General features: G+C 29.0%; 28 protein-coding genes. 12 read left to right on the top strand and 16 right to left on the bottom strand.

Translation table 11 applies throughout. The features are described 5' to 3' along the window. The first annotated feature begins 28 nt into the window (after nucleotides 1–28). Nucleotides 29–1,048, top strand: coding sequence for a threonine aldolase family protein (locus ACJJVY_RS03660; protein WP_405605272.1), 1,020 nt, complete (start codon nucleotides 29–31; stop codon nucleotides 1,046–1,048). Here ACJJVY_RS03660 and ACJJVY_RS03655 read toward each other — a convergent pair. The 3 genes from ACJJVY_RS03655 to ACJJVY_RS03645 are packed head-to-tail and all read right to left on the bottom strand — an operon-like array spanning nucleotide 1,045 to nucleotide 2,647. Then, nucleotides 1,045–1,527, bottom strand: coding sequence for a hypothetical protein (locus ACJJVY_RS03655; RefSeq protein WP_405605269.1), 483 nt, complete (start codon nucleotides 1,525–1,527; stop codon nucleotides 1,045–1,047). The two genes, ACJJVY_RS03660 and ACJJVY_RS03655, sit on opposite strands and share 4 nt — an antisense overlap. Nucleotides 1,528–1,531: 4 nt before the next feature. Further along, nucleotides 1,532–2,149 carry a hypothetical protein gene (locus ACJJVY_RS03650; protein ID WP_405605267.1) on the bottom strand — a complete coding sequence of 206 codons (618 nt, stop codon included), beginning with the start codon at nucleotides 2,147–2,149 and terminating at the stop codon, nucleotides 1,532–1,534. A gap of 3 nt (nucleotides 2,150–2,152) precedes the next feature. Then, on the bottom strand, nucleotides 2,153–2,647 hold the full coding sequence (locus ACJJVY_RS03645) for an RNA polymerase sigma factor (protein ID WP_405605264.1): 495 nt from the start codon (nucleotides 2,645–2,647) through the stop codon (nucleotides 2,153–2,155). 118 nt (nucleotides 2,648–2,765) lie between these two features. Here ACJJVY_RS03645 and ACJJVY_RS03640 point away from each other — a divergent pair, with 118 nt between their 5' ends. Genes ACJJVY_RS03640 through ACJJVY_RS03620 form a run of 5 tightly spaced genes read left to right on the top strand, consistent with a single transcriptional unit; the run spans nucleotide 2,766 to nucleotide 7,676 of the window. Continuing rightward, complete coding sequence (locus ACJJVY_RS03640) at nucleotides 2,766–3,659, top strand: MerR family transcriptional regulator (RefSeq protein ID WP_405605262.1); 894 nt, start codon at nucleotides 2,766–2,768, stop codon at nucleotides 3,657–3,659. A 59-nt stretch (nucleotides 3,660–3,718) separates the two neighbouring features. Further along, nucleotides 3,719–5,182 carry a phytoene desaturase family protein gene (locus ACJJVY_RS03635; protein ID WP_405605259.1) on the top strand — a complete coding sequence of 488 codons (1,464 nt, stop codon included), beginning with the start codon at nucleotides 3,719–3,721 and terminating at the stop codon, nucleotides 5,180–5,182. 4 nt (nucleotides 5,183–5,186) lie between these two features. Beyond that, a complete protein-coding gene (locus tag ACJJVY_RS03630) occupies nucleotides 5,187–6,029 on the top strand; it encodes a phytoene/squalene synthase family protein (protein WP_405605257.1) in 843 nt (280 codons plus the stop codon). Further along, nucleotides 6,029–6,478 (top strand): carotene hydroxylase, encoded by a 450-nt coding sequence (locus ACJJVY_RS03625; protein ID WP_405605255.1) that lies wholly within the window; start codon nucleotides 6,029–6,031, stop codon nucleotides 6,476–6,478. Before ACJJVY_RS03630 ends, ACJJVY_RS03625 begins: the two co-directional genes overlap by 1 nt. Nucleotides 6,479–6,536: 58 nt before the next feature. Continuing rightward, nucleotides 6,537–7,676, top strand: coding sequence for a lycopene cyclase family protein (locus tag ACJJVY_RS03620; protein WP_405605253.1), 1,140 nt, complete (start codon nucleotides 6,537–6,539; stop codon nucleotides 7,674–7,676). 2 nt (nucleotides 7,677–7,678) lie between these two features. Here ACJJVY_RS03620 and ACJJVY_RS03615 read toward each other — a convergent pair whose 3' ends face one another. From ACJJVY_RS03615 to ACJJVY_RS03555, 13 genes are all read right to left on the bottom strand, one after another. Next, nucleotides 7,679–8,407, bottom strand: coding sequence for an esterase family protein (locus tag ACJJVY_RS03615; protein WP_405605250.1), 729 nt, complete (start codon nucleotides 8,405–8,407; stop codon nucleotides 7,679–7,681). A 32-nt stretch (nucleotides 8,408–8,439) separates the two neighbouring features. Continuing rightward, complete coding sequence (locus ACJJVY_RS03610) at nucleotides 8,440–9,057, bottom strand: GDSL-type esterase/lipase family protein (protein WP_405605248.1); 618 nt, start codon at nucleotides 9,055–9,057, stop codon at nucleotides 8,440–8,442. Between the two features lie 78 nt (nucleotides 9,058–9,135). Next, nucleotides 9,136–10,410, bottom strand: a complete 1,275-nt coding sequence (gene argH, locus ACJJVY_RS03605; RefSeq protein ID WP_405605246.1) for an argininosuccinate lyase — start codon at nucleotides 10,408–10,410, stop codon at nucleotides 9,136–9,138. A gap of 90 nt (nucleotides 10,411–10,500) precedes the next feature. Further along, nucleotides 10,501–11,568 carry a M20 family metallo-hydrolase gene (locus tag ACJJVY_RS03600; protein WP_405611578.1) on the bottom strand — a complete coding sequence of 356 codons (1,068 nt, stop codon included), beginning with the start codon at nucleotides 11,566–11,568 and terminating at the stop codon, nucleotides 10,501–10,503. Between the two features lie 2 nt (nucleotides 11,569–11,570). Further along, on the bottom strand, nucleotides 11,571–12,347 hold the full coding sequence (gene argB / locus ACJJVY_RS03595) for an acetylglutamate kinase (protein WP_405605244.1): 777 nt from the start codon (nucleotides 12,345–12,347) through the stop codon (nucleotides 11,571–11,573). 96 nt (nucleotides 12,348–12,443) lie between these two features. After that, complete coding sequence (locus tag ACJJVY_RS03590) at nucleotides 12,444–13,382, bottom strand: N-acetylornithine carbamoyltransferase (protein WP_405605241.1); 939 nt, start codon at nucleotides 13,380–13,382, stop codon at nucleotides 12,444–12,446. A gap of 51 nt (nucleotides 13,383–13,433) precedes the next feature. Next, the gene (proB, locus tag ACJJVY_RS03585; RefSeq protein ID WP_405605238.1) at nucleotides 13,434–14,198 is read right to left on the bottom strand and encodes a glutamate 5-kinase; all 765 of its coding nucleotides are present in this window, start codon (nucleotides 14,196–14,198) and stop codon (nucleotides 13,434–13,436) included. Nucleotides 14,199–14,275: 77 nt separating this feature from the next. Beyond that, nucleotides 14,276–15,472 (bottom strand): glutamate-5-semialdehyde dehydrogenase, encoded by a 1,197-nt coding sequence (locus tag ACJJVY_RS03580; protein WP_405605236.1) that lies wholly within the window; start codon nucleotides 15,470–15,472, stop codon nucleotides 14,276–14,278. 27 nt (nucleotides 15,473–15,499) lie between these two features. Continuing rightward, entirely contained in the window at nucleotides 15,500–16,636 is a 1,137-nt protein-coding gene (locus ACJJVY_RS03575) for an aspartate aminotransferase family protein (RefSeq protein WP_405605234.1), read from the bottom strand. A 4-nt stretch (nucleotides 16,637–16,640) separates the two neighbouring features. Further along, complete coding sequence (proC, locus tag ACJJVY_RS03570) at nucleotides 16,641–17,432, bottom strand: pyrroline-5-carboxylate reductase (protein ID WP_405605232.1); 792 nt, start codon at nucleotides 17,430–17,432, stop codon at nucleotides 16,641–16,643. Between the two features lie 175 nt (nucleotides 17,433–17,607). Beyond that, complete coding sequence (gene argC / locus ACJJVY_RS03565; RefSeq protein WP_405605230.1) at nucleotides 17,608–18,585, bottom strand: N-acetyl-gamma-glutamyl-phosphate reductase; 978 nt, start codon at nucleotides 18,583–18,585, stop codon at nucleotides 17,608–17,610. 2 nt (nucleotides 18,586–18,587) lie between these two features. Then, nucleotides 18,588–19,763, bottom strand: coding sequence for an argininosuccinate synthase (locus tag ACJJVY_RS03560; protein WP_405605228.1), 1,176 nt, complete (start codon nucleotides 19,761–19,763; stop codon nucleotides 18,588–18,590). Then, nucleotides 19,760–20,380 carry a GNAT family N-acetyltransferase gene (locus ACJJVY_RS03555; RefSeq protein WP_405605225.1) on the bottom strand — a complete coding sequence of 207 codons (621 nt, stop codon included), beginning with the start codon at nucleotides 20,378–20,380 and terminating at the stop codon, nucleotides 19,760–19,762. Before ACJJVY_RS03555 ends, ACJJVY_RS03560 begins: the two co-directional genes overlap by 4 nt. Nucleotides 20,381–20,996: 616 nt before the next feature. On the opposite strand from ACJJVY_RS03555, the gene ACJJVY_RS03550 reads away from it, so the two are divergent. Genes ACJJVY_RS03550 through ACJJVY_RS03525 form a run of 6 tightly spaced genes read left to right on the top strand, consistent with a single transcriptional unit; the run spans nucleotide 20,997 to nucleotide 24,041 of the window. After that, the gene (locus ACJJVY_RS03550; protein WP_405605222.1) at nucleotides 20,997–21,410 is read left to right on the top strand and encodes a DUF2141 domain-containing protein; all 414 of its coding nucleotides are present in this window, start codon (nucleotides 20,997–20,999) and stop codon (nucleotides 21,408–21,410) included. Nucleotides 21,411–21,440: 30 nt separating this feature from the next. Further along, nucleotides 21,441–22,802: a 2TM domain-containing protein gene (locus ACJJVY_RS03545; protein WP_405605220.1), complete on the top strand. Its 1,362-nt coding sequence runs from the start codon at nucleotides 21,441–21,443 to the stop codon at nucleotides 22,800–22,802. Further along, entirely contained in the window at nucleotides 22,802–23,110 is a 309-nt protein-coding gene (locus ACJJVY_RS03540) for a 2TM domain-containing protein (protein ID WP_405605217.1), read from the top strand. The genes ACJJVY_RS03545 and ACJJVY_RS03540 overlap by 1 nt, the downstream gene beginning before the upstream one ends. 5 nt (nucleotides 23,111–23,115) lie before the next feature. After that, complete coding sequence (locus tag ACJJVY_RS03535) at nucleotides 23,116–23,412, top strand: 2TM domain-containing protein (RefSeq protein ID WP_405605214.1); 297 nt, start codon at nucleotides 23,116–23,118, stop codon at nucleotides 23,410–23,412. Between the two features lies 1 nt (nucleotide 23,413). Beyond that, nucleotides 23,414–23,698 carry a 2TM domain-containing protein gene (locus ACJJVY_RS03530; RefSeq protein ID WP_405605212.1) on the top strand — a complete coding sequence of 95 codons (285 nt, stop codon included), beginning with the start codon at nucleotides 23,414–23,416 and terminating at the stop codon, nucleotides 23,696–23,698. A 7-nt stretch (nucleotides 23,699–23,705) separates the two neighbouring features. After that, nucleotides 23,706–24,041: a 2TM domain-containing protein gene (locus ACJJVY_RS03525; protein WP_405605210.1), complete on the top strand. Its 336-nt coding sequence runs from the start codon at nucleotides 23,706–23,708 to the stop codon at nucleotides 24,039–24,041. Nucleotides 24,042–24,043 lie beyond the last annotated feature (2 nt).

The following is a 24,043-nucleotide window of genomic DNA, read 5'->3' as shown; positions in this document are numbered from 1 at the left end:
TTTTTATAGTTAAACATAAAAAAAATAAATGATTATAGATTTAATATCAGATACAGGAACAAAACCAACACCCAATATGTTAGAAGCAATGATGCAAGCAAAAGTTGGTGATGATGTTTTTAAAATGGATCCTACTGTAAATGCGTTAGAAGAAAAAGCGGCAAAAATGTTTGGTATGGAAGATGCTCTTTTTTTTCCATCCGGAACAATGGCAAACCAAACTGCCATAAAATTGCATACACAACCAGGAGATTTAATTATTGCAGATAAATATGCACATATATATAATTATGAGAGTGGTGGAGTTGCGTTTAATTCTGGAGTTACTTGTAAGTTAATAGATGGAAATAGAGGGATGTTTACTGCAAAACAAATAGAAGAATTTGCTGCTGTAAAACCACAAATCTATTTACCTCTTACCAAAATGATTTGTGTAGAAAACACAACAAATAAAGGAGGTGGAGCTTGTTGGGATTTTTCTGAATTAGAAGAAATTAAACAAGTTGCGCAAAAAAACAATTTAGCTTATCATTTAGATGGTGCAAGATTGTTTAATGCAATGGTTGCAAAAAATGAAACACCAAAACAATATGGAGAGCTTTTTGATACTATTTCTATTTGTTTGTCTAAAGGTTTAGGAGCTCCTATTGGTTCTCTTTTATTAGGTTCTAAAAAAGATATAGCTTACGCATTAAGGCTTAGAAAATTACTAGGTGGTGGTATGAGGCAAGTTGGTTTTTTAGCTGCAGCAGGTATTTATGCTTTAGATAACCATGTAGAAAGGTTGGCAGAAGATCATAAAAGAGCAAAAGAAATTGCGGCTGTTTTAGAAACTTGTAGTTATATTACTAAAATTGAACCTGTAGAAACTAATATCCTTATTTTTTATGTAGATGATAAAATTGGCGCAGATAATTTTATTGATAAAATGGCAGCAAAAAATATTCTTTTAACACCTATGGGTGAAGGTAAAATAAGGATTGTTACGCATTTGGATTATACAGATGAAATGCATCAATTTTTATTAAAAGAATTGAAAGAGTTTTAGAAGTAGAACCTAACTATTGGAGAAAATGCTGATGCATAAATGTTGCTATTATCATACAAAATATCATATCTAAAACCTACAGCAAAATTTCCTGTATTATATGCAGCACCTAAATATAGTGCAGGAAAACTAGTATTTAAACTACCAAAACTATCGGTTTGTTTGGCAAAAGATTGTTCAAACTCCCCAGAAAGCTGAATGTCTACTTTAGGTATTTGATATAAAGAAATAAGACTAACACCGTAAACATTGGTTTTGAAATTATCAATTTTACTATAAACATAGTTTAAGCCAGTTCCCAAAGAAAAGCCATTATCAAAGTCATAAATAGCACTAGGAGAAATACCAATATTAGTTTGAGAACCAAAATTCATAGAAAAACTACCTCCAAATCTTACATTATCCCAAAACTCATTTTTTTGTTGAGAAAACATAGTTAAGGTTAAAAATGTAAATAAAAGAAAACTAAACTTTTTCATGATATTAAGAATTTAGATCCTCTAATTTAGCTAATTCTTTATGATTTTTATTTAATTTTCTTAATAAAATACCATAAAGTAATTGGTAAAATAAGAATAAAATACCTAAAAATACTAAGGTAACAACTACAGTTAGTAGAATAATTAAGAGTATTTGTTTGGTATTTAAATCCTCGAAATTTAGGTTTATTTCTGCAACCATAACAATAAACATCATTAAAGCCATATAGCCTAAATTAAACAATACATAGTTACGAACTGTTTTTCTAGTTCTCAAAATCTTTTTCATCAACTTCTTAGTTGAATCAACAGTAGAAATATTTTTATAGTTGATGTAAAACATCGCTAAAAAATAAAACAAAATAATGTATGCTAAAATCTGAGAATAGGTAACAAAACTCATTAATCCAAGTTTATCATATTCTGCGTAAGCTGTTTCCATATCTACAAAAAAGTACATAGAATTTAAGACCACAAATTCTATAATACCAATAATAAAAATCCATTTTACTATTGATGATGATCTAGATTTTGCCATTTTGTAAATTTCTACAGCAGAAAATTTACTAGTCTCTTCTGGTTGATTGTCCCAGGCTTTTTTATAATTATCTAATAAATCCATAAGTTATGGGTTTAAAATATTTTTTAATTTTTCTTTTGCTCTATTCATTTTTACCCTTGCATTAACAGAAGATATTCCTAAAGTTTCAGAAATTTCTTTATAAGGTTTATCTTCTAAATACAAGAAAATAAGCGCTTTGTCAATATCATTCAATTTATGTATTGCCTTATACAAAGCCTTTAATTGAATTTCTTCTGTGTCGTCATAATCCGTCGCTTTAATTTTATAAGCAAAATCACTAATATCTTGTGTTTTAACCGTTCTTGTAGATTTTCTATACAACGATATTGCTGTATTTAAAGCTACTCTATACATCCAAGTACTAAATTTAGCATCACCTCTAAACTTTGGGTAATTTTTCCAAAGTTGAATGGTAATTTCTTGAAACAAATCATTATGATCACTTTGGTTTGTAGTATAAACTCTACAAATTTTATGTGCTATATTCTGGTTTGTTTCAAAGTCTGATAAAAATTTAGTCTCTAAATCTCTTTGCACTTGTTAGTTTGGTTGGTTACTTATTAGTAGGATAAAAGTATGAATTGTTACATTTTTTATGAAAAATATTTAATTATCTATTTTTTTTATAACTTTGTTGAATAAAATTTAGAATAAATTGAACAATATTAAGCAAAATTTTACCATCAAAGACTTAGAGAATATTTCTGGTATAAAAGCACATACCATTCGTATTTGGGAGAAGAGGTATAATTTATTAGCACCAAAAAGAACAGAAACAAATATCCGTTTGTATTCTAATGATAATTTGCAGAAATTATTAAATATTGTTTTATTGAATAATAATAATTTTAAAATTTCTAAGATTGCTAAAATGACTGATGAGGAGTTGCTTTTACAATCTAGAGAAATGGCTTTTGAGACAGCAACAAATGACGAGGCAATAAATTCTTTTAAACTATCTATGTTTCAGTTTGATAAGATTTTATTTAATAATACTTACAACAAGCTTTTACACAAAAAAACATTTAGAGAAATTTTTAAAGACGTTTTTATTCCATTTTTAAATCATATTGGTTTATTGTGGCAAACAGACACACTATTACCAGCTCATGAGCATTTTATTTCTAATTTGATTGCTCAAAAAATACAGACAAATACAGAAAAATTAGAATATAATATTGTTACTTCCAATAAAAGTTATGTTTTATTTTTACCAGAAAATGAAATACACGAGTTAGGTTTATTATATTTAAATTACGAATTAGTTTTAAGAGGGCATCACACTATTTATTTGGGACAAAGTTTACCATTGAATAATTTAGATTATTTCTTTAAAAACAAAAGAGATATTTGTTTTATAACTTCTATGACGGTAATGCCTTATGATGATAAAGTTGAAGAATATTTTAAAGAAATAGATGTTATTTTAGAAAGTACAAATCATCAATTAATTGCATTAGGACGCAAAACAAAAATAGTAAATAAAGATAGTTTTAAATCAAAAATATCACTTTATAACTCAGTTTCAGACTTGTTAAAAGATCTATAATATTTTTTATTTTAATGTTTTGTTTATTTTTTTTATATATTTGTTAAACAAAATTAAAAATGAGTAAAAATATACACATAATTGGTTCTGGTTTTTCTGCTTTGTCAGCATCTTGTTATTTAGCAAAATCAGGTTATAACGTTACTGTTTTAGAAAAGAATGATACTTTAGGAGGGAGAGCAAGACAATTTAAAAAAGACGGATTTACATTTGATATCGGACCTTCTTGGTATTGGATGCCAGATGTTTTTGAACGTTTTTTTGCAGATTTTGATAAGAAACCATCTGATTATTATATTTTAGATAAATTAAATCCGGGTTACGAAGTTTATTTTGGTAAAAAAGATTCGTTAAAAATTTCGAGCCAATTAGAAGAAATTTATCAACTTTTTGAAAAAACAGAAAAAGGAAGTGCAAAACACTTAAAAGCATTTTTAGATTCTGCAAAAGCCAATTACGATACTGCAATTAAAGATTTGGTATATCAACCAGGGGTTTCTCCTTTAGAATTGGTAAACACAACAACTATTGCAAGAGTTTCTCAGTTTTTTTCTACAATTAAAAGTCAGGTTCGTAAAAAAATAAAGAATACAAAATTAATTAAGATTTTAGAGTTTCCAGTTTTGTTTCTAGGTGCAAAACCAAGTAACACACCAGCTTTTTATAATTTTATGAATTATGCAGATTTTGGTTTGGGCACTTGGCACCCAAGAGGTGGAATGTACTCAGTTATTGAAGGAATGATTTCTTTGGCAGAAAGTTTAGGTGTAAAATTTGAAACCAATGCCAATGTAGAAAAAATTATAACTGATGATACTAAAAACGTAATAGCATTAAAAGTAAACGGAAAAGAAATTAAATCGAATTTAGTTTTAAGTGGTGCAGATTATCATCATACAGAAACTTTATTAAATGATGAGGTAAAACAATATTCAGAAAAATATTGGGACAAGAAAACATTTGCTCCATCTTCATTATTATTTTATGTTGGTTTTGATAAGAAAATAGAGAATGTAAGTCATCATACTTTATTTTTTGATTCAGATTTTGATTTACATGCAAAAGAAATTTACGATAATCCAAAATGGCCAACAGATCCTTTATTCTATGCCAATTTTACATCAATTACAGATAAAACCTCTGCGCCAGAAGGTAAAGAAGCTGGTTTTTTCTTGATTCCTTTAGCACCAGGAATTGAAGATACACAAGCATTAAGAGAGGCTTATTTTCATAAAATTTTAGATAGATTTGAGGAATTAACAAACCAAGAAGTAAAAAAATACGTATTATTTAGTAAGTCGTTTTGTGTAAACGATTTTAAGAGTGAATACAACTCTTATAAAGGAAATGCATACGGAATGGCAAATACGCTTTTACAAACCGCATTTTTAAGACCAAAGATAAAAAGTAGTAAAGTAAAAAATTTGTATTTTACAGGACAGTTAACAGTTCCAGGGCCAGGTGTTCCCCCAGCCTTAATCTCTGGAAAGTTAGCTTCTGAGTTAATCATTAAAAATCAATAATAGTATGAAAGAATTATTTGACAGCGTTTCTAATGATTGTAGCAAATTAGTTACAAAAAAATACAGTACCTCTTTTTCTTTGGCGGTAAATATGTTATCACCAAAAATTAGAAAAGATATTTACAATATTTATGGTTTTGTTCGTTTTGCTGATGAAATTGTAGATACTTTTCATGATTTTGATAAAGAAAAATTAATGGCTAATTTTGAAAGTGATTATTATCTTTCTAAAGAATTAGGGATTAGTTTAAATCCTATTTTAAATTCTTTTCAGCAAACGGTAAATAAGTATCAAATTCCTGATGAAATGATACAAGCTTTCTTAAAAAGTATGAAAGCAGATTTGTACAAAGCAGAATATCAAACTAAAGAAGAATACGACGCATATATTTATGGTTCTGCAGATGTTGTTGGTTTAATGTGCTTAAAGGTTTTTGTTGATGGTGATGAAAAAATGTATAACGAACTAAAAGATGCTGCCATGCGTTTAGGTTCTGCTTTTCAGAAAGTAAATTTTTTAAGAGATTTAAAAGATGATTTTGAAGTCTTAAATCGTTCTTATTTTCCGAATATTAATTTAGGAGAATTAAATGCTGCTTCTAAGCAATTAATTATTGATGAAATTGAAGAAGATTTTAATTATGCTTATACAAACGGAATTCTTAAATTGCCAGTAGAAGCTAAGTTTGGCGTTTATATGGCTTATAGATATTACAGAAGATTGCTTAAAAAATTAAAAAATGTTCCCTCAGAAAAAATTATGGATACAAGAATCCGTATTTCTGATCCTATGAAAATTAATTTGTTAGCAAGAAGTTACGTAAAATATAAATTAAACATTATTTAATGATTTACGCGTTAATTACTTTGGGTGTTTTTCTTTTAATGGAATGTGTAACTTGGTTAACACACAAATTTGTGATGCACGGTTTTGGATGGTATTTGCATGCAGATCATCACCAACCAAAATATCAAGGAATTTTCGAAAAAAATGATGCTTATTTTATAGTTTTTGCAGTGCCAAGTATTTTACTTTTTTATTTTGGTACTTACACAGAATACACTTTTTTATTTTTTATAGGTTTAGGTATTTTGTTTTATGGAATTGCCTATTTTATGATTCATGATGTGTTAATTCATCAACGTTTTAAATGGTTTAAACATACTAATAATCGTTATTTAAAAGGATTAAGAAAAGGTCATAAAATGCATCACAAACATTTAGGTAAAGAAGAAGGAGAATGTTTTGGTATGTTATTTGTGCCTTTAAAATACTTTAAAAAACCAAAAATTTAGCTTTTCTTAAGACTTATAAATTAACATCATTAAAGTAGCTGAACTGAATACAATTATTATGGATTATTACGATTATATAATTGTTGGAGGAGGCGCTTCTGGTTTAATGATGGCTTACAGAATGTCAAAAGATACTTTTTTTGATGACAAAAAAATCTTAATTTTAGATAAAGAAAAGAACTGCACAAATGATAAAACTTGGTGCTATTGGGATTTTAAAACTGATGAATGGCAAGATGTTTTAACAACTTCTTGGAATAAAGTATTATTTAATAGTGATATTTATAAAGGTGAAGAAAACATAAAACCTTATGAGTATAAAATGATTCGCTCTAAAGATTTTTATCTAAAAATCTGGAATCAAATAAGACAAAAAGCAAACATTAGTTTTCAAAAAGGAAATGTGCTCAATATTCAACAACGAATTGATTGTGCAGAAGTTGTTACTAGTGAAAAAGTATTCAAAGCAAAAACTGTCATCAATAGTGTTCTTTTAGATGCTGATTATAAGAAAAATCTTAAATATCCTGTTTTACAACAACATTTTGTAGGCTTTTTTATAAAAACAGAGAAGGATTATTTTGATGATTCAGTTGCTACTTTTATGGATTTTACGGTTGCTCAAAAAGGAAATACACGTTTTATGTATGTTTTGCCAGTCAGTAAAAACGAAGCTTTGTTTGAATATACATTGTTTTCAAAAAACTTATTGACTTACAATGAGTATACATCAGAAATAGAAAAATATTTAAGAGATAATAATATTATCAACTATAAAATTGTAGAAAAAGAACAAGGTTCCATTCCGATGACGTCTTATCCATTTTGGAAAAAGAATTCAAAAAATATTATTCATATCGGTACAGCAGGAGGTTGGACGAAGGCAAGCACTGGTTATACTTTTAAAAATACGACTAAGAAAACTATAAAATTAATCGATCATTTAAAACAGCATAAACCTTTACCAAAATTTCAGAAAAGAGATAAGTTTTGGTTTTATGATTTGTTATTATTAGATATTTTAAACGAAAAAAATCATTTAGGATCTTTTCTTTTCTCTAATATGTTTAAACGTTCTTCAACAAAAAAAATATTGAAATTTTTAGATGAAGAAACTTCTATTTTTGAAGACTTACAGGTAATTTTAAAAATGCCTCCAAAAAATTTTATTATTGCTCTTTTTAAAAGAATCTTTTAATTTTATAAATAAATTTTAACCATCTCTCTCCAATATCTTGCTTTGTGTGCTTCTCCTTCCCATTCAAATAATTGATGAGAAATTCCTTTTTCGTTTAAAATAGTACAAAGTTTGTAGTTGCTTTCTAAAAAAGGATCCGTTTTACCAATCGTTAAAATAATATCCATTTTTTCAATTTGCTGAATTAAATGAGAATCCTCAATATTTTTTAAAAATTGATTAGGCATATTAAAATAGACAAAATCATTGTGGAAACCACTTAGTAAGTCTTTAAAATATCCTTTAGATTTGGTTAAATCGTAGCGACCACTCATTCCTACAACTTTACAAAATAAATGCGGATGACGCATAGCTACATTTACTGCATGATAAGCGCCTAAACTACAACCTGCAGAAATTACATTTTTGTTTGTATTAATTGAATTGGCAAGCGGTAAAACTTCTTCTAAAACATACTTCTCATATTGTATATGTCGATGAATTCGATAATCTGGATGTACAAAACTATTGTAAAAAGATTCTAAATCTACACTATCTACACAAAAAATTTGTAAGTCTCCATTGGTGATTTTTTCTTCTAAAGATTGAATGATTCTCCAGTTTTCATAATCATAAAAACGCCCCATTCTTGGAGGAAAAAATAAAACTTTTGCACCAGAATCACCAAAAATGAGTAATTCCATGTCTTTTTCAAGATTAGGACTATACCATTTATGATATTCTCTTTTCATTGGGGTTTTTGTTGTAAATATAATCCCTTTCTCTATATTTTAACGAGTGTTTTCTTAGGAAATATTACAGAATTTGATTTTAAGGTATTTATTATCAACTCGTAACCCAATTGATTAAAGTGTAATCTGTCTTCTTCAAAATAAATAGCATCAGGATTTCCGTTTTCATCCAAAAATTTATCATAAATATTTATAAAATAAAGATGATCATCTTTGGCAGCTAATTCTTCTATTTTGGTATTTGTATAGCGAATGCTATTTATTAAATGCAAACGAGCAATACTTGGTTTAATCGAAATAACGCTACACTTTATATTACCATATTTAGCTCTAATTCTTGCAATTAAATTTTCTAAATATAAGATTACTTCTTCAGGATGTCTACCATCACCTAAATCATTATCACCAGCATAAATTACAATAGATTCTATATTATCTAAGTTTTTAAAAACACGATCAAAATACCAAGTACAAGCAGCTAAAGTAGAGCCACCAAAACCTAAGTTTATAGGATTGTAATCTTTAAAAACGGTTGTTAATTCATTCCATAAAGTAAATGTAGAACTCCCGTAAAAAACCATTTTGGGTTTATAATCTAACTTTTCAATTTCATTTTCTAAGCGCACTATATCGTCAAGATACCAAAACATGTATTATTTTATTTTAAAAAAATTAATGCGCAAAGATAAAATTTTATTTTTAATGCGCATTTTTGAGTGAAATTAGGCTTATTTTGGAAACTTTTCCTTAATTTTTTCTAGTGATAAATTATGGATACTTCCTACGTGAGAATGTTGTTTTCCTAAATCTGGTTTGTAAGTACCTGCTTGAACTTGACCACCAATTTTTTGATAAGCTTCTCTAAAACTCATTCCTTCAACTACTAAATTATTAATGCTATCAACCGTAAATAAGTATTGATATTTTTCATCATTTAAGTCAATATCTTTTACAATTACTTGCTGAATTGAATAATTAAAAATGTCTAAAATATCTTTTACATCTTCAAAAGCTGCAATAATATTTTCTTTTAATAATTGAAAATCTCTGTGATAACCGGTTGGTAAATTATTGGTAATCATGACCATTTCTGTATGTAAAGCCTGAATTTTATTACATTTTCCACGGATTAACTCAAAAACATCAGGATTTTTCTTGTGAGGCATAATGCTACTTCCGGTTGTTAATTCATCAGGAAAAGAAATAAATCCAAAATTCTGACTCATATACAAACAAACATCCATTGCAAAACGAGACATGGTGTTACACAATCCACCTAAAGCAGAAGCAATAGAACGTTCACTTTTACCACGACTTAATTGTGCAGCAACAACATTATATTTCATTGTTGCAAAGTCTAATTCTTTGGTTGTTAGTTCTCTATCAATAGGAAAAGAAGAACCGTAACCAGCAGCAGAACCTAAAGGGTTTTGATCTACTACTTTAGAAACCGCGTTTAAAACATACACATCATCAATTAACAATTCTGCATAGGCAGAAAACCACAATCCAAATGAAGACGGCATCGCTACTTGTAAGTGTGTATAACCTGGTAATAAACTTTCTTTGTGTGTTTCTGCTAAACCTAAAAGTGTATCAAAAAGTGTCTTTGTTTTATCATTTATAATTGCTAAGTTTTCTTTATAATACAATTGTAAAGCCACTAAAACTTGGTCGTTTCTAGAACGTGCAGTATGAATTTTCTTACCAACTTCGCCTAGTTTATTGGTCAATTCCCATTCAATTTTAGAATGTACATCTTCAAAAGATTCTTCAATAACAAATGTTCCGTTGTCAATATCAGCAGCCAATTCTTCTAGACCTCTTTTTAAATCTTTTAATTCATCAGCAGTAATAATACCAATAGATTCTAGCATTATTGCGTGTGCTAAAGAAGCTTGTACGTCATATTTTGCAATATGAATGTCAATTTCTCTATCGTTACCCACTGTAAAGTTTTCTATTTGTTTGTCTATTGAAAATCCTTTATCCCAAAGTTTCATAATTTCTATATTTTGATGTCAGGTTGAGCGCAGTCGAAACCTAAGTTTTTTTTATAATTAACCTCTTAATTACTTTCGAGGAGATCTTTTTTAAACAATTACACGATTCAATAATTCAATATAAATTTGTATTCCTTCTTCAATTTCTGCCAAATATATAAATTCATTTGCAGAATGAGAACGTGTGCTGTCTCCTGGTCCTAATTTTAAAGATTGACAAGTTAAGCAAGCTTGATCTGAAAGGGTAGGAGAACCATAAGTTTCTCTTCCCATGGCAATTCCTGCTTTTACTAAATCGTGATCTATAGAAATAGAAGAAGAGTTTAGCTTTAAGCCTCTTGGAGTAATTTTTGTACAAGGTGATTTTTCTTGTAAAATATCAGCAATTTCTTGATTAGAATAAGCATCATTTACACGAACATCAATGACCAAATCTACATGAGCCGGAACAACATTGTGCTGAGAACCAGCGGAAATTTGTGTAACGGTCATTTTTACATCACCCAAAGCTATAGAAGGTCTTTCAAATTTAAAATCTTTAAACCATTGTAAAACGTCAATTGTATTGTAAATCGAATTGTTATTATTTGGATGCGCAGCATGACTTGGAGTTCCTGCTACAACAGCATCAAAAACTACCAAACCTTTTTCTGCAACCGCTAAATTCATTAAAGTTGGTTCACCAACAATGGCAACATCAATATGCGGAATGATTGATAACATGCTATTTAAACCATCTGGGCCAGAGTTTTCTTCTTCTGCAGAAGCTACAATTACCAAATTGTATTTTAAATTTTCTTGTGCGTAAAAATTGGTAAAAGTGGCTATTAAAGAAACCAAACAACCACCAGCATCATTAGAACCTAAACCATATAATTTTCCGTCTTCTACAATCGCTTTTAAAGGATCATTTGTATAAGCCGAATTGGGTTTTACCGTATCGTGATGTGAGTTTAACAACATGGTTGGTTTGCTTTCATCAAAATATTTATTGGTAGCCCAAATATTATTTTTTGTTCTTTTAAACGGAATTTTAAATTCTACAAACCAAGCTTCAATTAAAGCGGCAGTTTGTTCTTCTTCCGTAGAAAAAGATTGAGTTTCTATCAAACTTTTTAAAAGTGATATTGCTTTTTCTGTTAATTTTTCAATAGTCATCATTATAATGTAATTGTTGTAAAATTATCGTTTTCTTTAGTTAACATTGACGTGTTTCCGATATGTACTTTTTGTACACCGTTATTTAAAGCATCAAAACAATTGTCTAATTTAGGAATCATTCCATCGGTAATTATTTTAGCATCTAATAATTCTTTATAAGAATTTGTATCGATGTTTTTGACAACAGAATTTTTATCATTAAAATCTCTTAAAACACCATTTAGTTCAAAACAATAATAGATGGATGTTTCGTAAATTTCACTCATTCCAACGGCAATTGTACTTGCAATTGTATCTGCATTTGTATTTAACAATTGTCCATTTCCATCATGTGTAATGGCACAAAAAATAGGCGTAAAGTCTGCTTTAATTAATTTTTCAATAGAATTTGAAGCAACTTTTTTCACATCACCCACAAAACCAAAATCCACCTCTTTTACAGGTCTTTTTTCTGATTTTATACTATTGATATCTGCACCAGTTAAACCGATAGCATCAATATTTAAAGCTTGTAATTTAGCCACCACATTTTTATTGACCAAACCACCATAAACCATGGTAATTATTTCTAAAGTTTCTGCATCTGTAATGCGTCTACCATTTACCATTTTAGATTCAATTCCGAGTTTAGAAGCAATATGAGTTGCTCTTTTTCCACCACCATGAACTAAAATTTTGTTTCCTTCTAAATTAGAAAACAGTTTTAAGAAAGCATTTAAAGAAGTTTCATCTTCAATAATATTTCCTCCAATTTTTATGATTGATAGTTTTTCCATAAGTGCTGAACTTGTTTCAGTATCTTTTTTTATTGTTGTCTCATAGAGCGAGATCGAGAGGTTAATGAGTTCTCGACTGCGCTCGAACTGACAATTTTACAATTTATTTAATATTTTTTTTAACACTAATTGAGCAGCATATGTTCTGTTATTTGCTTGTTCAATTACTAAAGAGTTGTTAGAATCTAAAACAGCATCTTCTACAATTAAGTTTCTTCTTACTGGCAAACAATGTAAAAATTTAGCCTCTTTTAATTTCTCTTTTGTAATCATCCAACTTGGATCTGTGTTTAAGACTTTTCCGTAATCATCATAAGAACTCCAGTTTTTTGTGTACACAAAATCAGCATCTTTAAAAGCTTCTTCTTGATTGTGATAAATAGGCGTATCTTTTGTAATATCTGGATTTAAATTATAACCTTCTGGATTTGCAATAACAAACTCAACGTCCATTTTTTGCATCGCTTGTGCAAAACTATTGGCAACTGCATGCGGTAATGCTTTAATATGTGGTGCCCAACTTAAGACCACTTTTGGTCTCTTTTTTGTAGCATTTTCTGTAATGGTAATTGCATCTGTTAAAGCTTGTAAAGGATGTCCTGTTGCACTTTCCATATTTACAATTGGCACAGAAGCATATTGCATAAATGTGTTTAAAACTTGCTCAGATTCGTCTTTTTCTTTATCAGTTAATGTAGGGAAAGCTCTTACCGCAATTACATCGCAATATTGAGAAATTACAGCAGCTGCTTCTTTAATATGTTCAGCCGTATTTCCGTCCATAATGGTTCCGTCTCCAAACTCAATTCCCCAAGCATCACCCGTAACATTCATAACAATAGGATCCATACCTAAGTTTAAAGCCGCTTTTTGAGTACTTAAACGCGTACGTAAACTAGAATTAAAGAATAACAATCCTAAGGTTTTGTTTTTTCCTAAATCTTTATTTTTTAAAGGATTTCTTTTTACTTCTTTGGCTTCTAAAATCCAAGTATCAATGTTTTCTATGTCGTTAATTGATGTGTAATTCTTCATTTATTGTACTTTTTTTAAATGCCGAAATAAATTCAGCAACACCTTTTAAGGTTATTTTATTTTTGTAAATGGCACTTTATTTTCAAAAGCATTGGTTATAAAATTATCTTCTAAACCGTTTACAATCCATGTTTCTATATTTGTTTTTTTAGCAAGTTCTGCGGCTTCAATTTTAGAAGCCATTCCGCCAGTTCCGTGAGACGATTTAGAACTTACTACTTGCCTTTTTAAATCATCAAGATTAATAACTTCTTCAATGGTTTTTGGATTGTTATTTTTGATAGATTCCTTGGTGTAAATTCCATTTGTATTTGTGGCAATAATCAGTAAATCTACTTTTAATAAAGAAGCTGTTAAAGCAGCTAATTTATCATTATCACCAAATTTAATTTCATCTGTAGCAACAGTGTCATTTTCATTAATGATAGGAATGTAATTATAGTTAACCAATACATTAATGGTATTTACAATATTTATTTTGCTTTCTTGTTTTTCAAAATCAGAATAGGAGAGAAGGCATTGAGAACTTAATAAGCCATATTCTCTAAAAATTTCTTGATAAATTCTTATTAAATGTGGCTGACCAATAGAAGCCAAAGCTTGTTTTACAAAAACGTCTTCTTGTTTACTTTCTAACTTTACAAATTGTTTGGCAACGGCAATTGCACCAGAACTAACAATAATAAACTCGCAAGTATCTTTTAATTTTGCAATTTGATTGGCAAGATCTTCAATCTTTCCTCTAGAAATATTATCAGTTTCTTTGGTTAAGGTGTTAGAACCAATTTTTAGTAATATGCGTTTCTTTTTTTGCATTGAAATCTATTCCGAATTTATAATTTAGACTTACAAGTTTTTATTTCAACTTTATAAACTTTTTACTTTCCAACTAATTAATTTCTAATTTGTCCATTACCATGAACATACCATTTATTTGTAACCAAATGTTGTAAACCAATTGGTCCGCGTTGGTGTAATTTGTCTGTACTAATGGCTAATTCTCCACCTAAACCTAATTGACCTCCATCTGTAAAACGAGTTGAAGCATTATGATAAACGGCAGCTGTATCTACGTTTTCCATAAATAATTTAGCTTCTTCATTATTTTTTGTGATGATTGCAGCAGAGTGTCCACCACCATACGTATTAATCATTGCAATTGCAGCTTCATTTGATGCAATTTCTCCGATTACAATTTTATAATCTAAAAACTCTTCGTACCAAACTTCGTTGGATGCGATTTGTTCTAAGTGATGATTTTTAGCCACAATTTCATCGCCTAAAACCTGAATTTTAGCTTCATTTAACTTTGTAATTAATTTTTTGATGAATGTTTCTTTATCAACAAGATTTGTATCAACTAAAACTTTATCAACAGCATTACATGCAGAAATTTTAGATTTTCCGTTGATGATAATATCGATAGCAATATCTAAATCTGCTTCTTTAGAAACGTACACAAAGTTGTTTCCACGTCCGCTAATAATAACCGGACAAGTTGCGTGTTGTTTTACAAAAGCAATTAAACGTTCTCCACCTCTTGGCACAATTAAATCGACTTTTTGGGTTGGTTTTTCTAAAAATGCTTGTGTTTCTGTTCTGTTAAACTGTAAATATTCTACCCAATCTGTAGAAGCATTGTGCTTTTTTAATGCCTGATGCCATAATTCGACAATTTTTAAATTAGAATTTAAAGACTCTTTACCACCTTTTAAAAGAATTTTATTACCCGATTTAAAAGCGATTCCTGCAGCTTCAACAGTTACATCTGGTCTAGATTCGTAAATAATTAAAACGGTACCAAAAGATGCTGTTTTATTATAAACTTGCATTCCGTTGTCATGTTTAAAACTAAAACGTTCTACACCCACAGGATCTGCTTGCGAAGCCAAATGTTTGGCAGCTTTTATCATTTCATTAACTTTTGCATTATCCGCTTTTAAGCGATCGAACATAGAAATATCATCACCTTTATACGCTTCTAAATCTTTTTTATTGATGTTAATAATAGCTTCTCTATTTTCATCCAAAAGAGTTGCCATTGTTCGTAGAACTGCATTTCTAGTTTCTATAGATAATAAAGTGTTCATCTTTTTATATTCTGTGTTTAGTTGGATTTATTCTTCTTCTTCTAAAGCATCAACTAAAGCTTCAAAAAATTGATTGATATGATCTTTTCTAACGGTTAAAGGAGGTAAAATTCTCAACAATTTTTTATTCATTGCACCACCAGTAAAAATATGATAATCGTAAATTAATTTCTTACGTAAATCTCCAACCTCAAAATCAAATTCTAAACCTAGCATTAAACCTTTCCCTTTTATATTTTTAATTTGCGGAATTGTTTTTGCAATTTTTATAAAATAGCAAGAAATTTCATTAACATTTTCTAATAGGTTTTGCTCTTCAATAACATCTAAAACAGCTAAACCACCAGCACAAGCTAAATGATTACCACCAAAAGTTGTACCTAACATGCCGAATTTAGCTTCTATACTCGGGTGAATTAAAATTCCTCCCATTGGAAAACCATTAGCCATTCCTTTAGCAATAGAAATAATATCTGGAGTTACATTATAATATTGATAAGCAAAAAACTTACCAGAACGACCATAACCACACTGAATTTCATCAGCAATAAACATGGTGTTATTCGCTTTACAAAGTGCATCCACTTCTTCATAAAACTCAGCATTTGCTTGGTCTAAACCACCAACACCTTGTATAAACTCTACAATAACAGCACAAACGTCACCTTTTTCTAATTCCGTTTTTACAGCTTTAATATCATTTAAATCTAAAATTGTAACCTTTTGTTGTGCATTTATAGGTGCAATAATATTTTTATTATCTGTGGCAGCAACAGCAGCAGAAGTTCTACCATGAAAACCATTTGTAAAAGCAATTACTCTAGATTTTTCTGTTTTAAAAGAAGCCAATTTTAATGCATTTTCGTTTGCTTCTGCACCAGAATTACATAAAAATAATTGGTAGTCTTTACAACCAGAAACTGCTTCTAATTTTGCAGCTAATTTTGCTTGTAATGGGTTTTGAATAGCATTTGAATAAAAACCTAATCGAGAAACTTGTTTAGAAATTGCCTCAACGTATTTAGGATGTCCATGACCGATAGAAATTACTCCATGACCACCGTATAAATCTAAATAGGTAGTTTTATTTTCGTCGTAGACATAAATTCCTTTTGCCTTAATTGGTGTAACATCATATAAGGGATAAACGTTAAATAGTGGCATTTTTTTAGTTTTTTATTTGGTTAATTTTATCAAATGATTTGTTAATTCCTTTTATTAAAGAAGAACTTAAACCTTGGTGTTCCATTTCGTTTAAACCTTCTATAGTACAACCTCCAGGGGTTGTAACTCGGTCTATTTCTGCTTCTGGGTGATTACCAGATTCTTTTAATAAAGTAGCTGCACCGAAACAAGTTTGCATAGCTAATTCATGCGCTTCATCAGCCTCAAAACCTAACTGAATTGCACCCTGTGTTGTGGCACGTATCAATCGCATCCAAAAAGCGATTCCGCTTGCGCAAATTACAGTAGCCGCTTGTAATTGTTCTTCTGGTATTTCTAAAGAAAGGCCTAAGCTATTAAAGATTGTTTTAGCTACATCAACTTTTTCTTTCCCTTTAGTATTTGGAGAAAGACACGTCATAGATTGACCAACGGAAGCTGCAGTGTTTGGCATAGAGCGAATAATATACGTATTATTACCAACAACAGCCTCTATTTTAGCAATAGAAAATCCAGTAATTACAGAAATTAAAATATGATTTTTTGTTAATAATGGTTTTATGCTTTTTAAAATTCCTTCAAAATGCCTTGGTTGAACCGCAAAAATTAAAACATCAGCATTTTTAACAACTTCTTCATTATTAGAGGTTAGAATTACTTCACTGAAGTCGCTAAAACCTTTAATAGAATTTGTATTTCGTTTTGTTAAATACAAAGAACTTACCACCTTATTTTTTAGTAATCCTTTCGCTACCGATTGTCCTAAACTTCCTGCTCCAATAATTGCTGCTTTCATAATTTTCTGTTTTTTTGGCGTTACCTAAAGGTCTCGCTTTACATTATATCTTTTTTGTTTTGTTCTCGATACAAATTTGTTCATTCTTCACAAATTCACTCGAACTGACATCAAAAAAGGTTAAAGCTACATAAGTAGCTGAACGGTTGAAACTGCTAACGCGAGTCTGTTACTACTAAAAGTAATTAGCTTTTAAATTTAAACCTAAAGTTTCTTCAAATCCGTACATTAAATTTAGGTTCTGAATTGCTGCTCCAGAAGCACCTTTTAATAAATTATCAATAGTACTTGTAATTAATAATTTGTTACCGTGTTTTTCTAATTGTACTAAACATTTGTTGGTATTTACCACTTGTTTCATAAAAATACTTTCATCAGAAACAATTGTAAAAGCAGCATCTTTATAATATTCTTTATAGATTGCTTTTGCTTCTTCAAGAGAACCATCAAACTTTGTATATGTAGTTGCAAAAATTCCTCTAGAAAAATCACCTCTATTTGGCATAAAATTAATTTCTGAATTAAAATTAGTTTGTAATTGATTTACAGTCTGATTAATTTCTCCTAAATGTTGATGATTAAAAGCTTTGTAATGAGAAAAGTTATTATCTCTCCAAGTAAAATGTGTTGTTGCAGATAAAGTAGTACCGGCACCAGTTGCACCCGTAACTGCATTTATATGAACATCATCTTTTAATAAACCATTTGCTGCTAAAGGTAAAATTGCCAATTGCAAAGCAGTTGCAAAACAACCAGGATTTGCAATATATTTAGCCGATTTTATTGCCTCTTTTTGTAATTCTGGTAAACCATATACAAATTCTTTTCCTTCAAAGTTTTTATCAGCAAGTAACCTAAAATCGTTACTTAAATCGATGATTTTTGTGTTATCAGAAAAAGTGTTTTTTTGTAAAAAAGCCGTTGAATTTCCATGTCCTAAACATAAAAATAAAACATCAACATCAGCATTAATTTCACTAGTAAAATGAATGTCTGTAGAACCAATTAAATCTTGATGTACTTTATATAATTTGTTACCAGCATTAGAAGTACTGTATACAAAATCGATATTTGTTTCTGGGTGATTTAATAATAATCTAATTAATTCTCCTGCTGTATAACCTGCACCACCAATAATTCCTACTTCTAACATAGTTATTTGTTTACTTGTCTATAAATTTTGTTTTGATTACCTATAATTTTAATAAAACCTTTCGCGTCATCTGCTGTCCAAGCTTTATTTTCTTCACCATAAGTACTAAAAGCACTAGACATTAAATCATGATCAGAAATAATTCCGTCTAAAGAAAAATGATAAGGTTTTAAAGAAACCACAACATTACCAGAAACCATCTTTTGAGAACTTTGTAAAAAAGCTTCCGTATCTCTCATTACAGGATCTAAATATTGCCCTTCGTGTAAATGCATTCCGTAGAAACTAGACAAATATTCTTTGTGTTGTAATTGCCATTTTGTTAACGTATGTTTTTCTAATAAATGATGTGCTTTTACCGTAATTAAAGCAGCAGCAGCTTCAAAACCAACTCTTCCTTTTGTACCAACAATGGTATCACCAACATGAATATCTCTACCAATTGCAAATTTAGAAGCAATAGTGTTTAAGTTTTCGATGTTTACTTCTGGCGCATTTTCTTGTCCGTTTAAAGCAACAAACTCACCATTTTTAAAAGTTAGTGTTACTTTTTCTTCACCTTCTTTTTCTAATTGAGAAGGATATGCTTCACTAGGTAAAGGTAATTCTGATTTTAAAGTTTCAACTCCACCAACACTAGTTCCCCAAAGACCTTTGTTTACAGAATATTTAGATTTTTCCCAATTCATATCAATCCCTTCAGATTTAAGGTAATCAATCTCTTCTTGTCTTGCTAATTTTTGATCTCTAATTGGTGTAATAATTTTAATATTTGGTGCCAATGTTTGAAAAATCATATCAAAACGAACTTGATCATTTCCTGCGCCAGTACTACCATGTGCAATATATTCTGCATCTATACTTTTAGCATATTCTATAATTTCTATGGCTTGTATAATTCTTTCTGCACTTACAGAAAGCGGATATGTAGCATTTTTTAAAACGTTACCAAAAATTAAATATTTAACTACTTTGTTATAAAAAGTAGCAACAGCATCGATATTTTTATACGTGGTAACACCCATTTTATAAGCGTTACTTTCTATGTTTTTTATTTCTTCGGATGTAAATCCGCCTGTGTTTACACTTACAGCATGTACATCGTATTCTTTAGATAAACTTACTGCACAATAAGATGTGTCTAATCCTCCGCTATACGCAATTACTAATTTTTTCATTTTTTATTATCTTTTTTTAGAAACAAATTCTGTTTAATATCTTTTAATTTTTTAAATACACTTTCTTTAACTTCAGGAGAAGCTTCTTTATTATTGTTTTTTGGGTCGAACAACATACCTGTACACAAACACATTTTTCTTTCTGTTCTGGTTAAAACATCATAATTTCTACATGTTTTACAACCATCCCAAAAAGATTGATCATCTGTAAGTTCAGAAAAAGTAACAGGTTTGTAACCTAAATCACTATTTAGTTTCATAACCGCTAAACCAGTTGTAATACTAAATACTTTAGCATCTGGAAATTTAGTTCTAGAGTGTTTAAAGATAACTTCTTTAATTTGTTTAGCAAGACCAATGTTTCTATAATCAGGATGTACAATTAAGCCAGAATTGGCAACAAATTTTCCGTGTCCCCATTGTTCTATGTAACAAAACCCTGCAAATTTGCCATTATCTAAAGCAATTACGGCGTTACCATTTTCTATTTTAGTGGCAACATATTCAGGTTTACGTTTGGCAATACCTGTACCTCTTACTTGAGCAGCATCTTCAATAGTTTTACAGATAATATCTGCATAAACTGTATGTGAATTGTTTGCAATTACAATTTCCATTGCATTGTGTTTTTATTTTTTATAAAGTTGTTGTTTGTTTTTTTGAAGCTAGAATTGGACTCACCTAAATTCTTTAAATTATAACATACCCCAAAGGGCGACGTGTAAAAGAACGTCGTATAATTCTATTGTTATTTGTAGAAATAACTAAGTTGTGTTGTAAAGAGTTTTTGGTAAGATTCACGATAAAAAAATAAATGGTTAAATACTATAATTAATGAGCGGGTTGCTAATAATATATTAGCGACGAATGTTGCGAAAGCGCAAACCGGGAGCTATTGTAGTACATAATTTATTTCTTCTTGCAGTAATCATGCAGCTAAAGTATATATTTTTTAAAACTTATTGTTAAAAACACATCTCTTTTTTATGAGTTTTATCAAATTTAAACAAAATGGGATTTTGCGTTAAAAATAAATCAACATAAATGGCTAATATCCAATTTTTTGATAAATTATAAAGCAGGTTATTTCTAAGAAATAAATAGAAAATAGAATAATTTTATACTTAAACTACAATTCATCCTAAAAAAAATACAACTCGGTATTCTTTAATTTAAAAAACTAGACTTGTGTTGCATATTTGTACCATAATTAACCAATAAAAAATAAATATTATGAAATTTTTACTAGCAATTATTACAGGAGCAATGTTATTTATTACAAATAGTGTAACAGCTCAAAACAAAACAATTACAGCAACAGTTGTTAATGCAACTTCAGATGAAGGTAAAATAAGTTTTGCATTATATGATAAAGAAAATTTTAGACAAATACCATTACAAGCCTCAGTATCAAAAATTGTAGAAGGAAAAAGTGTAGTAGTTTTTGAAAACGTAGAAGCAGGAGAATACGCTGTTATTTGTTATCATGATAAAAACAATAATGATAAAATGGATTTTCAATCTAACGGAATGCCTTTAGAAGATTACGGAACTTCTAATAATGTTATGAATTTTGGACCACCAAACTATAGAGATGCAAAATTTACTATTACTGATAAAAATGTATCTTTAGAAATTAGATTTTAAATAACATAAATACTCTATCAATCTTAGAAAATGGCAACATCAAACCCAACAATTTTTACAAAATTTAAAAAAGATATTATTATTTGCTTTAAGCTTACTGTAATAATGACTGTAGTATTTGTCATCATAAATCAGCAGTTTAGTTTAAAAGGAATTGGGTTGGTTTTTTTAATTTCTGCGATGTATTCTTTTACTCTAGGTTTAGGTAATGGATTGATTAACGAGTTTTTAAACACAAAATGGGATTGGGTTAAAGAAACTAACGAAAGAGTTTGGGCGGGTATAATTACCACTGTTATTTATACCATTGTAGGTGTTTTAATTATACACTACATTCAATATATTGTAATTTTTGGTTACAATTATCAAGACTTTTTTAAAGGATATTTAGTTTGGGTACATTTATTTGCAATTATTTTTTCTCTAGGTGTTGCAGCGGTTTTTCATGCCAGAGGTTTTATGATTAATTGGAAATCTGCAATGACTCAAGAAAGTACACAACAACAAATTGTAGCAAAAACAGAAACTGCAAAATTTGAGTCTTTAAAAAATCAATTAGATCCACATTTTTTATTTAATAGTTTAAATGTTTTAACAAGTTTAATTGGCGAAAATCCTGCGCAAGCAGAAAAGTTTACTACTAGATTATCCAAAGTATACAGATATGTTTTAGAACAAAGAAATAAAGATTTAGTACCAATTTTAGAGGAATTGCAATTTGCAAAAACATATATGCAATTGTTAGAAATGCGTTTTGAAGACGCTGTAAAATTTAATATTCCGGATACAGTAACTAATCAAGAGTTAAAAATTGTACCACTTTCTCTACAATTACTATTAGAAAATGCGGTAAAACACAACGTGGTTTCATCATCTAAACCATTAGTAATTAGTATTTACGAAAAAGATGATTATTTAATTATAGAAAACAACATCAATCCTAAAGAAGCAATTGGTAAAAGTACCAAAGTGGGTTTGCAAAATATTGCCGACAGGTATGGATTAATCACTTCTAAAGGAGTGAAAATAGAAAATAATAACAAAACTTTTAAGGTGAGCTTGCCTCTCTTATTTAAATTAAACGACATTATGTACACAGACAATTTAGAAAATAGCAAATATGTAAAAGCAGTAGAAAAAGTAGAAAAATTAAAAGAATTTTATCAAAATTTAGCTTCTTACTGTATCGTAATTCCTTTTTTAATATTTATTAATTTAAGATTTTCTCCAGGATTTCACTGGTTTTGGTTTCCTATTTTTGGATGGGGAATGGGCTTAGTTTTTCACTTTTTAGAAGTAAATAACTACAATATTTTCTTAGGAAAAAATTGGGAAGAAAGAAAAATTAAAGAAATGATGGATGAGGAAAATCAACAACAAAAATACAGATAATGAAAACGCAATACACAGAAGAACAAAGATATATTTTAACCAAAAAGAAGGTTGAGAAAATAAGTAAGTTTTATAAACATTTAGTAGTTTATGTTGTGGTAAATACGTTTTTAAGTGCCATTTTTATTGTTGGAGATATTAATGAAGGTGATACTTTTACTGAAGCATTTTTTAATTATCATAATTATAAAATTTGGTTTTTTTGGGGAATAGGAGTTGTTTTTCAGGCTTTAAATGTTTTTGGATTGAATATCTTTTTTAATAAAGATTGGGAGCAAAAGAAGATTAATGAATACTTAAAAAAATAATTACTATGAAAACTAATTTATTAAATAGCGAAAGTTACATAAAAGCTAAAAAAAGAACGACAGATATTAAATCATTTTATACTCATGTTATTGTTTACCTATTTTTAATACCTGTAATGACATTTATAAACTTAAAATTTACACCAGAAGTTCAATGGTTTTGGTTTGTTATTGCTATTGCGGTTATAAGTTTACTGTCTCATTGGTTTATTATTTTTGGATTGAAACAATTAGGTTTCAGTAAAAAATGGGAACAAAAGAAGATTAATGAATATATGAAAAAACAAAATTACAAAAGTTAAAATGGAAACAAATTTTACGCAAGAACAAAGATTAGTAATCGCTAAAAAAAGAGTAAAAAAGATAAAAGGATTTTATACACATTTAGCTATTTACTGTATAATTATACCCACTATTATTTTTGTTAATTTAAGATATGAGCCACATTTTCATTGGTTTTGGTTTTCTCTTTGCGGATGGGGAACTGGTCTTTTCTTTCATTGGTTATCTGTCTTTGGATTAAACTTAATAGGTTTAGGGAAAAATTGGGAAGAAAAGAAAATTAAAGAATTAATGAACGAAAAATAATACGATTATGGAAAGAGATTTTAAAGAAGAACAAAATTATATTAAAGCCAAAAAAAGAGTAAAAAAAATAAAAGGCTTTTATATTCATTTGATAGTATATGTTTTGGTAAATATTTTTTTGAGCGGAATTATTATATTTGGATTATCTCATAGTGGAGATAGTATAGATGAAATTCTTTCTAATTTTGGTGTGTATTCTACTTGGCTTTTTTGGGGAATTGGTATGTTTTTTCATTGGCTAGGTGTTTTCGGGTTTAATTCTATCGGTTTTGGTTCTGATTGGGAAGAAAAGAAAATTAAAGAAATGATGGAGAAAGACGAAACAACTAATCGTAAATTTTAATA

Source organism: Polaribacter sp. Asnod1-A03 (assembly GCF_045063585.1).
Classification (GTDB): domain Bacteria; phylum Bacteroidota; class Bacteroidia; order Flavobacteriales; family Flavobacteriaceae; genus Polaribacter.
Note: the sequence above shows the minus strand (reverse complement) of the source record. Positions and strands in the feature narration are given on the sequence as shown.

Excerpts from the sequence above, each read along its gene's own strand:
- ACJJVY_RS03660 (WP_405605272.1), top strand. The coding sequence starts at position 29 with ATGATTATAGATTTAATATCAGATACAGGAACAAAACCAACACCCAAT.
- ACJJVY_RS03655 (WP_405605269.1), bottom strand. The coding sequence starts at position 1,527 with ATGAAAAAGTTTAGTTTTCTTTTATTTACATTTTTAACCTTAACTATG.
- ACJJVY_RS03650 (WP_405605267.1), bottom strand. The coding sequence starts at position 2,149 with ATGGATTTATTAGATAATTATAAAAAAGCCTGGGACAATCAACCAGAA.
- ACJJVY_RS03635 (WP_405605259.1), top strand. The coding sequence starts at position 3,719 with ATGAGTAAAAATATACACATAATTGGTTCTGGTTTTTCTGCTTTGTCA.
- ACJJVY_RS03630 (WP_405605257.1), top strand. The coding sequence starts at position 5,187 with ATGAAAGAATTATTTGACAGCGTTTCTAATGATTGTAGCAAATTAGTT.
- ACJJVY_RS03625 (WP_405605255.1), top strand. The coding sequence starts at position 6,029 with ATGATTTACGCGTTAATTACTTTGGGTGTTTTTCTTTTAATGGAATGT.
- ACJJVY_RS03620 (WP_405605253.1), top strand. The coding sequence starts at position 6,537 with ATGGATTATTACGATTATATAATTGTTGGAGGAGGCGCTTCTGGTTTA.
- ACJJVY_RS03615 (WP_405605250.1), bottom strand. The coding sequence starts at position 8,407 with ATGAAAAGAGAATATCATAAATGGTATAGTCCTAATCTTGAAAAAGAC.
- ACJJVY_RS03610 (WP_405605248.1), bottom strand. The coding sequence starts at position 9,057 with ATGTTTTGGTATCTTGACGATATAGTGCGCTTAGAAAATGAAATTGAA.
- argH (WP_405605246.1), bottom strand. The coding sequence starts at position 10,410 with ATGAAACTTTGGGATAAAGGATTTTCAATAGACAAACAAATAGAAAAC.
- ACJJVY_RS03600 (WP_405611578.1), bottom strand. The coding sequence starts at position 11,568 with ATGACTATTGAAAAATTAACAGAAAAAGCAATATCACTTTTAAAAAGT.
- argB (WP_405605244.1), bottom strand. The coding sequence starts at position 12,347 with ATGGAAAAACTATCAATCATAAAAATTGGAGGAAATATTATTGAAGAT.
- ACJJVY_RS03590 (WP_405605241.1), bottom strand. The coding sequence starts at position 13,382 with ATGAAGAATTACACATCAATTAACGACATAGAAAACATTGATACTTGG.
- proB (WP_405605238.1), bottom strand. The coding sequence starts at position 14,198 with ATGCAAAAAAAGAAACGCATATTACTAAAAATTGGTTCTAACACCTTA.
- ACJJVY_RS03580 (WP_405605236.1), bottom strand. The coding sequence starts at position 15,472 with ATGAACACTTTATTATCTATAGAAACTAGAAATGCAGTTCTACGAACA.
- ACJJVY_RS03575 (WP_405605234.1), bottom strand. The coding sequence starts at position 16,636 with ATGCCACTATTTAACGTTTATCCCTTATATGATGTTACACCAATTAAG.
- proC (WP_405605232.1), bottom strand. The coding sequence starts at position 17,432 with ATGAAAGCAGCAATTATTGGAGCAGGAAGTTTAGGACAATCGGTAGCG.
- argC (WP_405605230.1), bottom strand. The coding sequence starts at position 18,585 with ATGTTAGAAGTAGGAATTATTGGTGGTGCAGGTTATACAGCAGGAGAA.
- ACJJVY_RS03560 (WP_405605228.1), bottom strand. The coding sequence starts at position 19,763 with ATGAAAAAATTAGTAATTGCGTATAGCGGAGGATTAGACACATCTTAT.
- ACJJVY_RS03555 (WP_405605225.1), bottom strand. The coding sequence starts at position 20,380 with ATGGAAATTGTAATTGCAAACAATTCACATACAGTTTATGCAGATATT.
- ACJJVY_RS03550 (WP_405605222.1), top strand. The coding sequence starts at position 20,997 with ATGAAATTTTTACTAGCAATTATTACAGGAGCAATGTTATTTATTACA.
- ACJJVY_RS03545 (WP_405605220.1), top strand. The coding sequence starts at position 21,441 with ATGGCAACATCAAACCCAACAATTTTTACAAAATTTAAAAAAGATATT.
- ACJJVY_RS03540 (WP_405605217.1), top strand. The coding sequence starts at position 22,802 with ATGAAAACGCAATACACAGAAGAACAAAGATATATTTTAACCAAAAAG.
- ACJJVY_RS03535 (WP_405605214.1), top strand. The coding sequence starts at position 23,116 with ATGAAAACTAATTTATTAAATAGCGAAAGTTACATAAAAGCTAAAAAA.
- ACJJVY_RS03530 (WP_405605212.1), top strand. The coding sequence starts at position 23,414 with ATGGAAACAAATTTTACGCAAGAACAAAGATTAGTAATCGCTAAAAAA.
- ACJJVY_RS03525 (WP_405605210.1), top strand. The coding sequence starts at position 23,706 with ATGGAAAGAGATTTTAAAGAAGAACAAAATTATATTAAAGCCAAAAAA.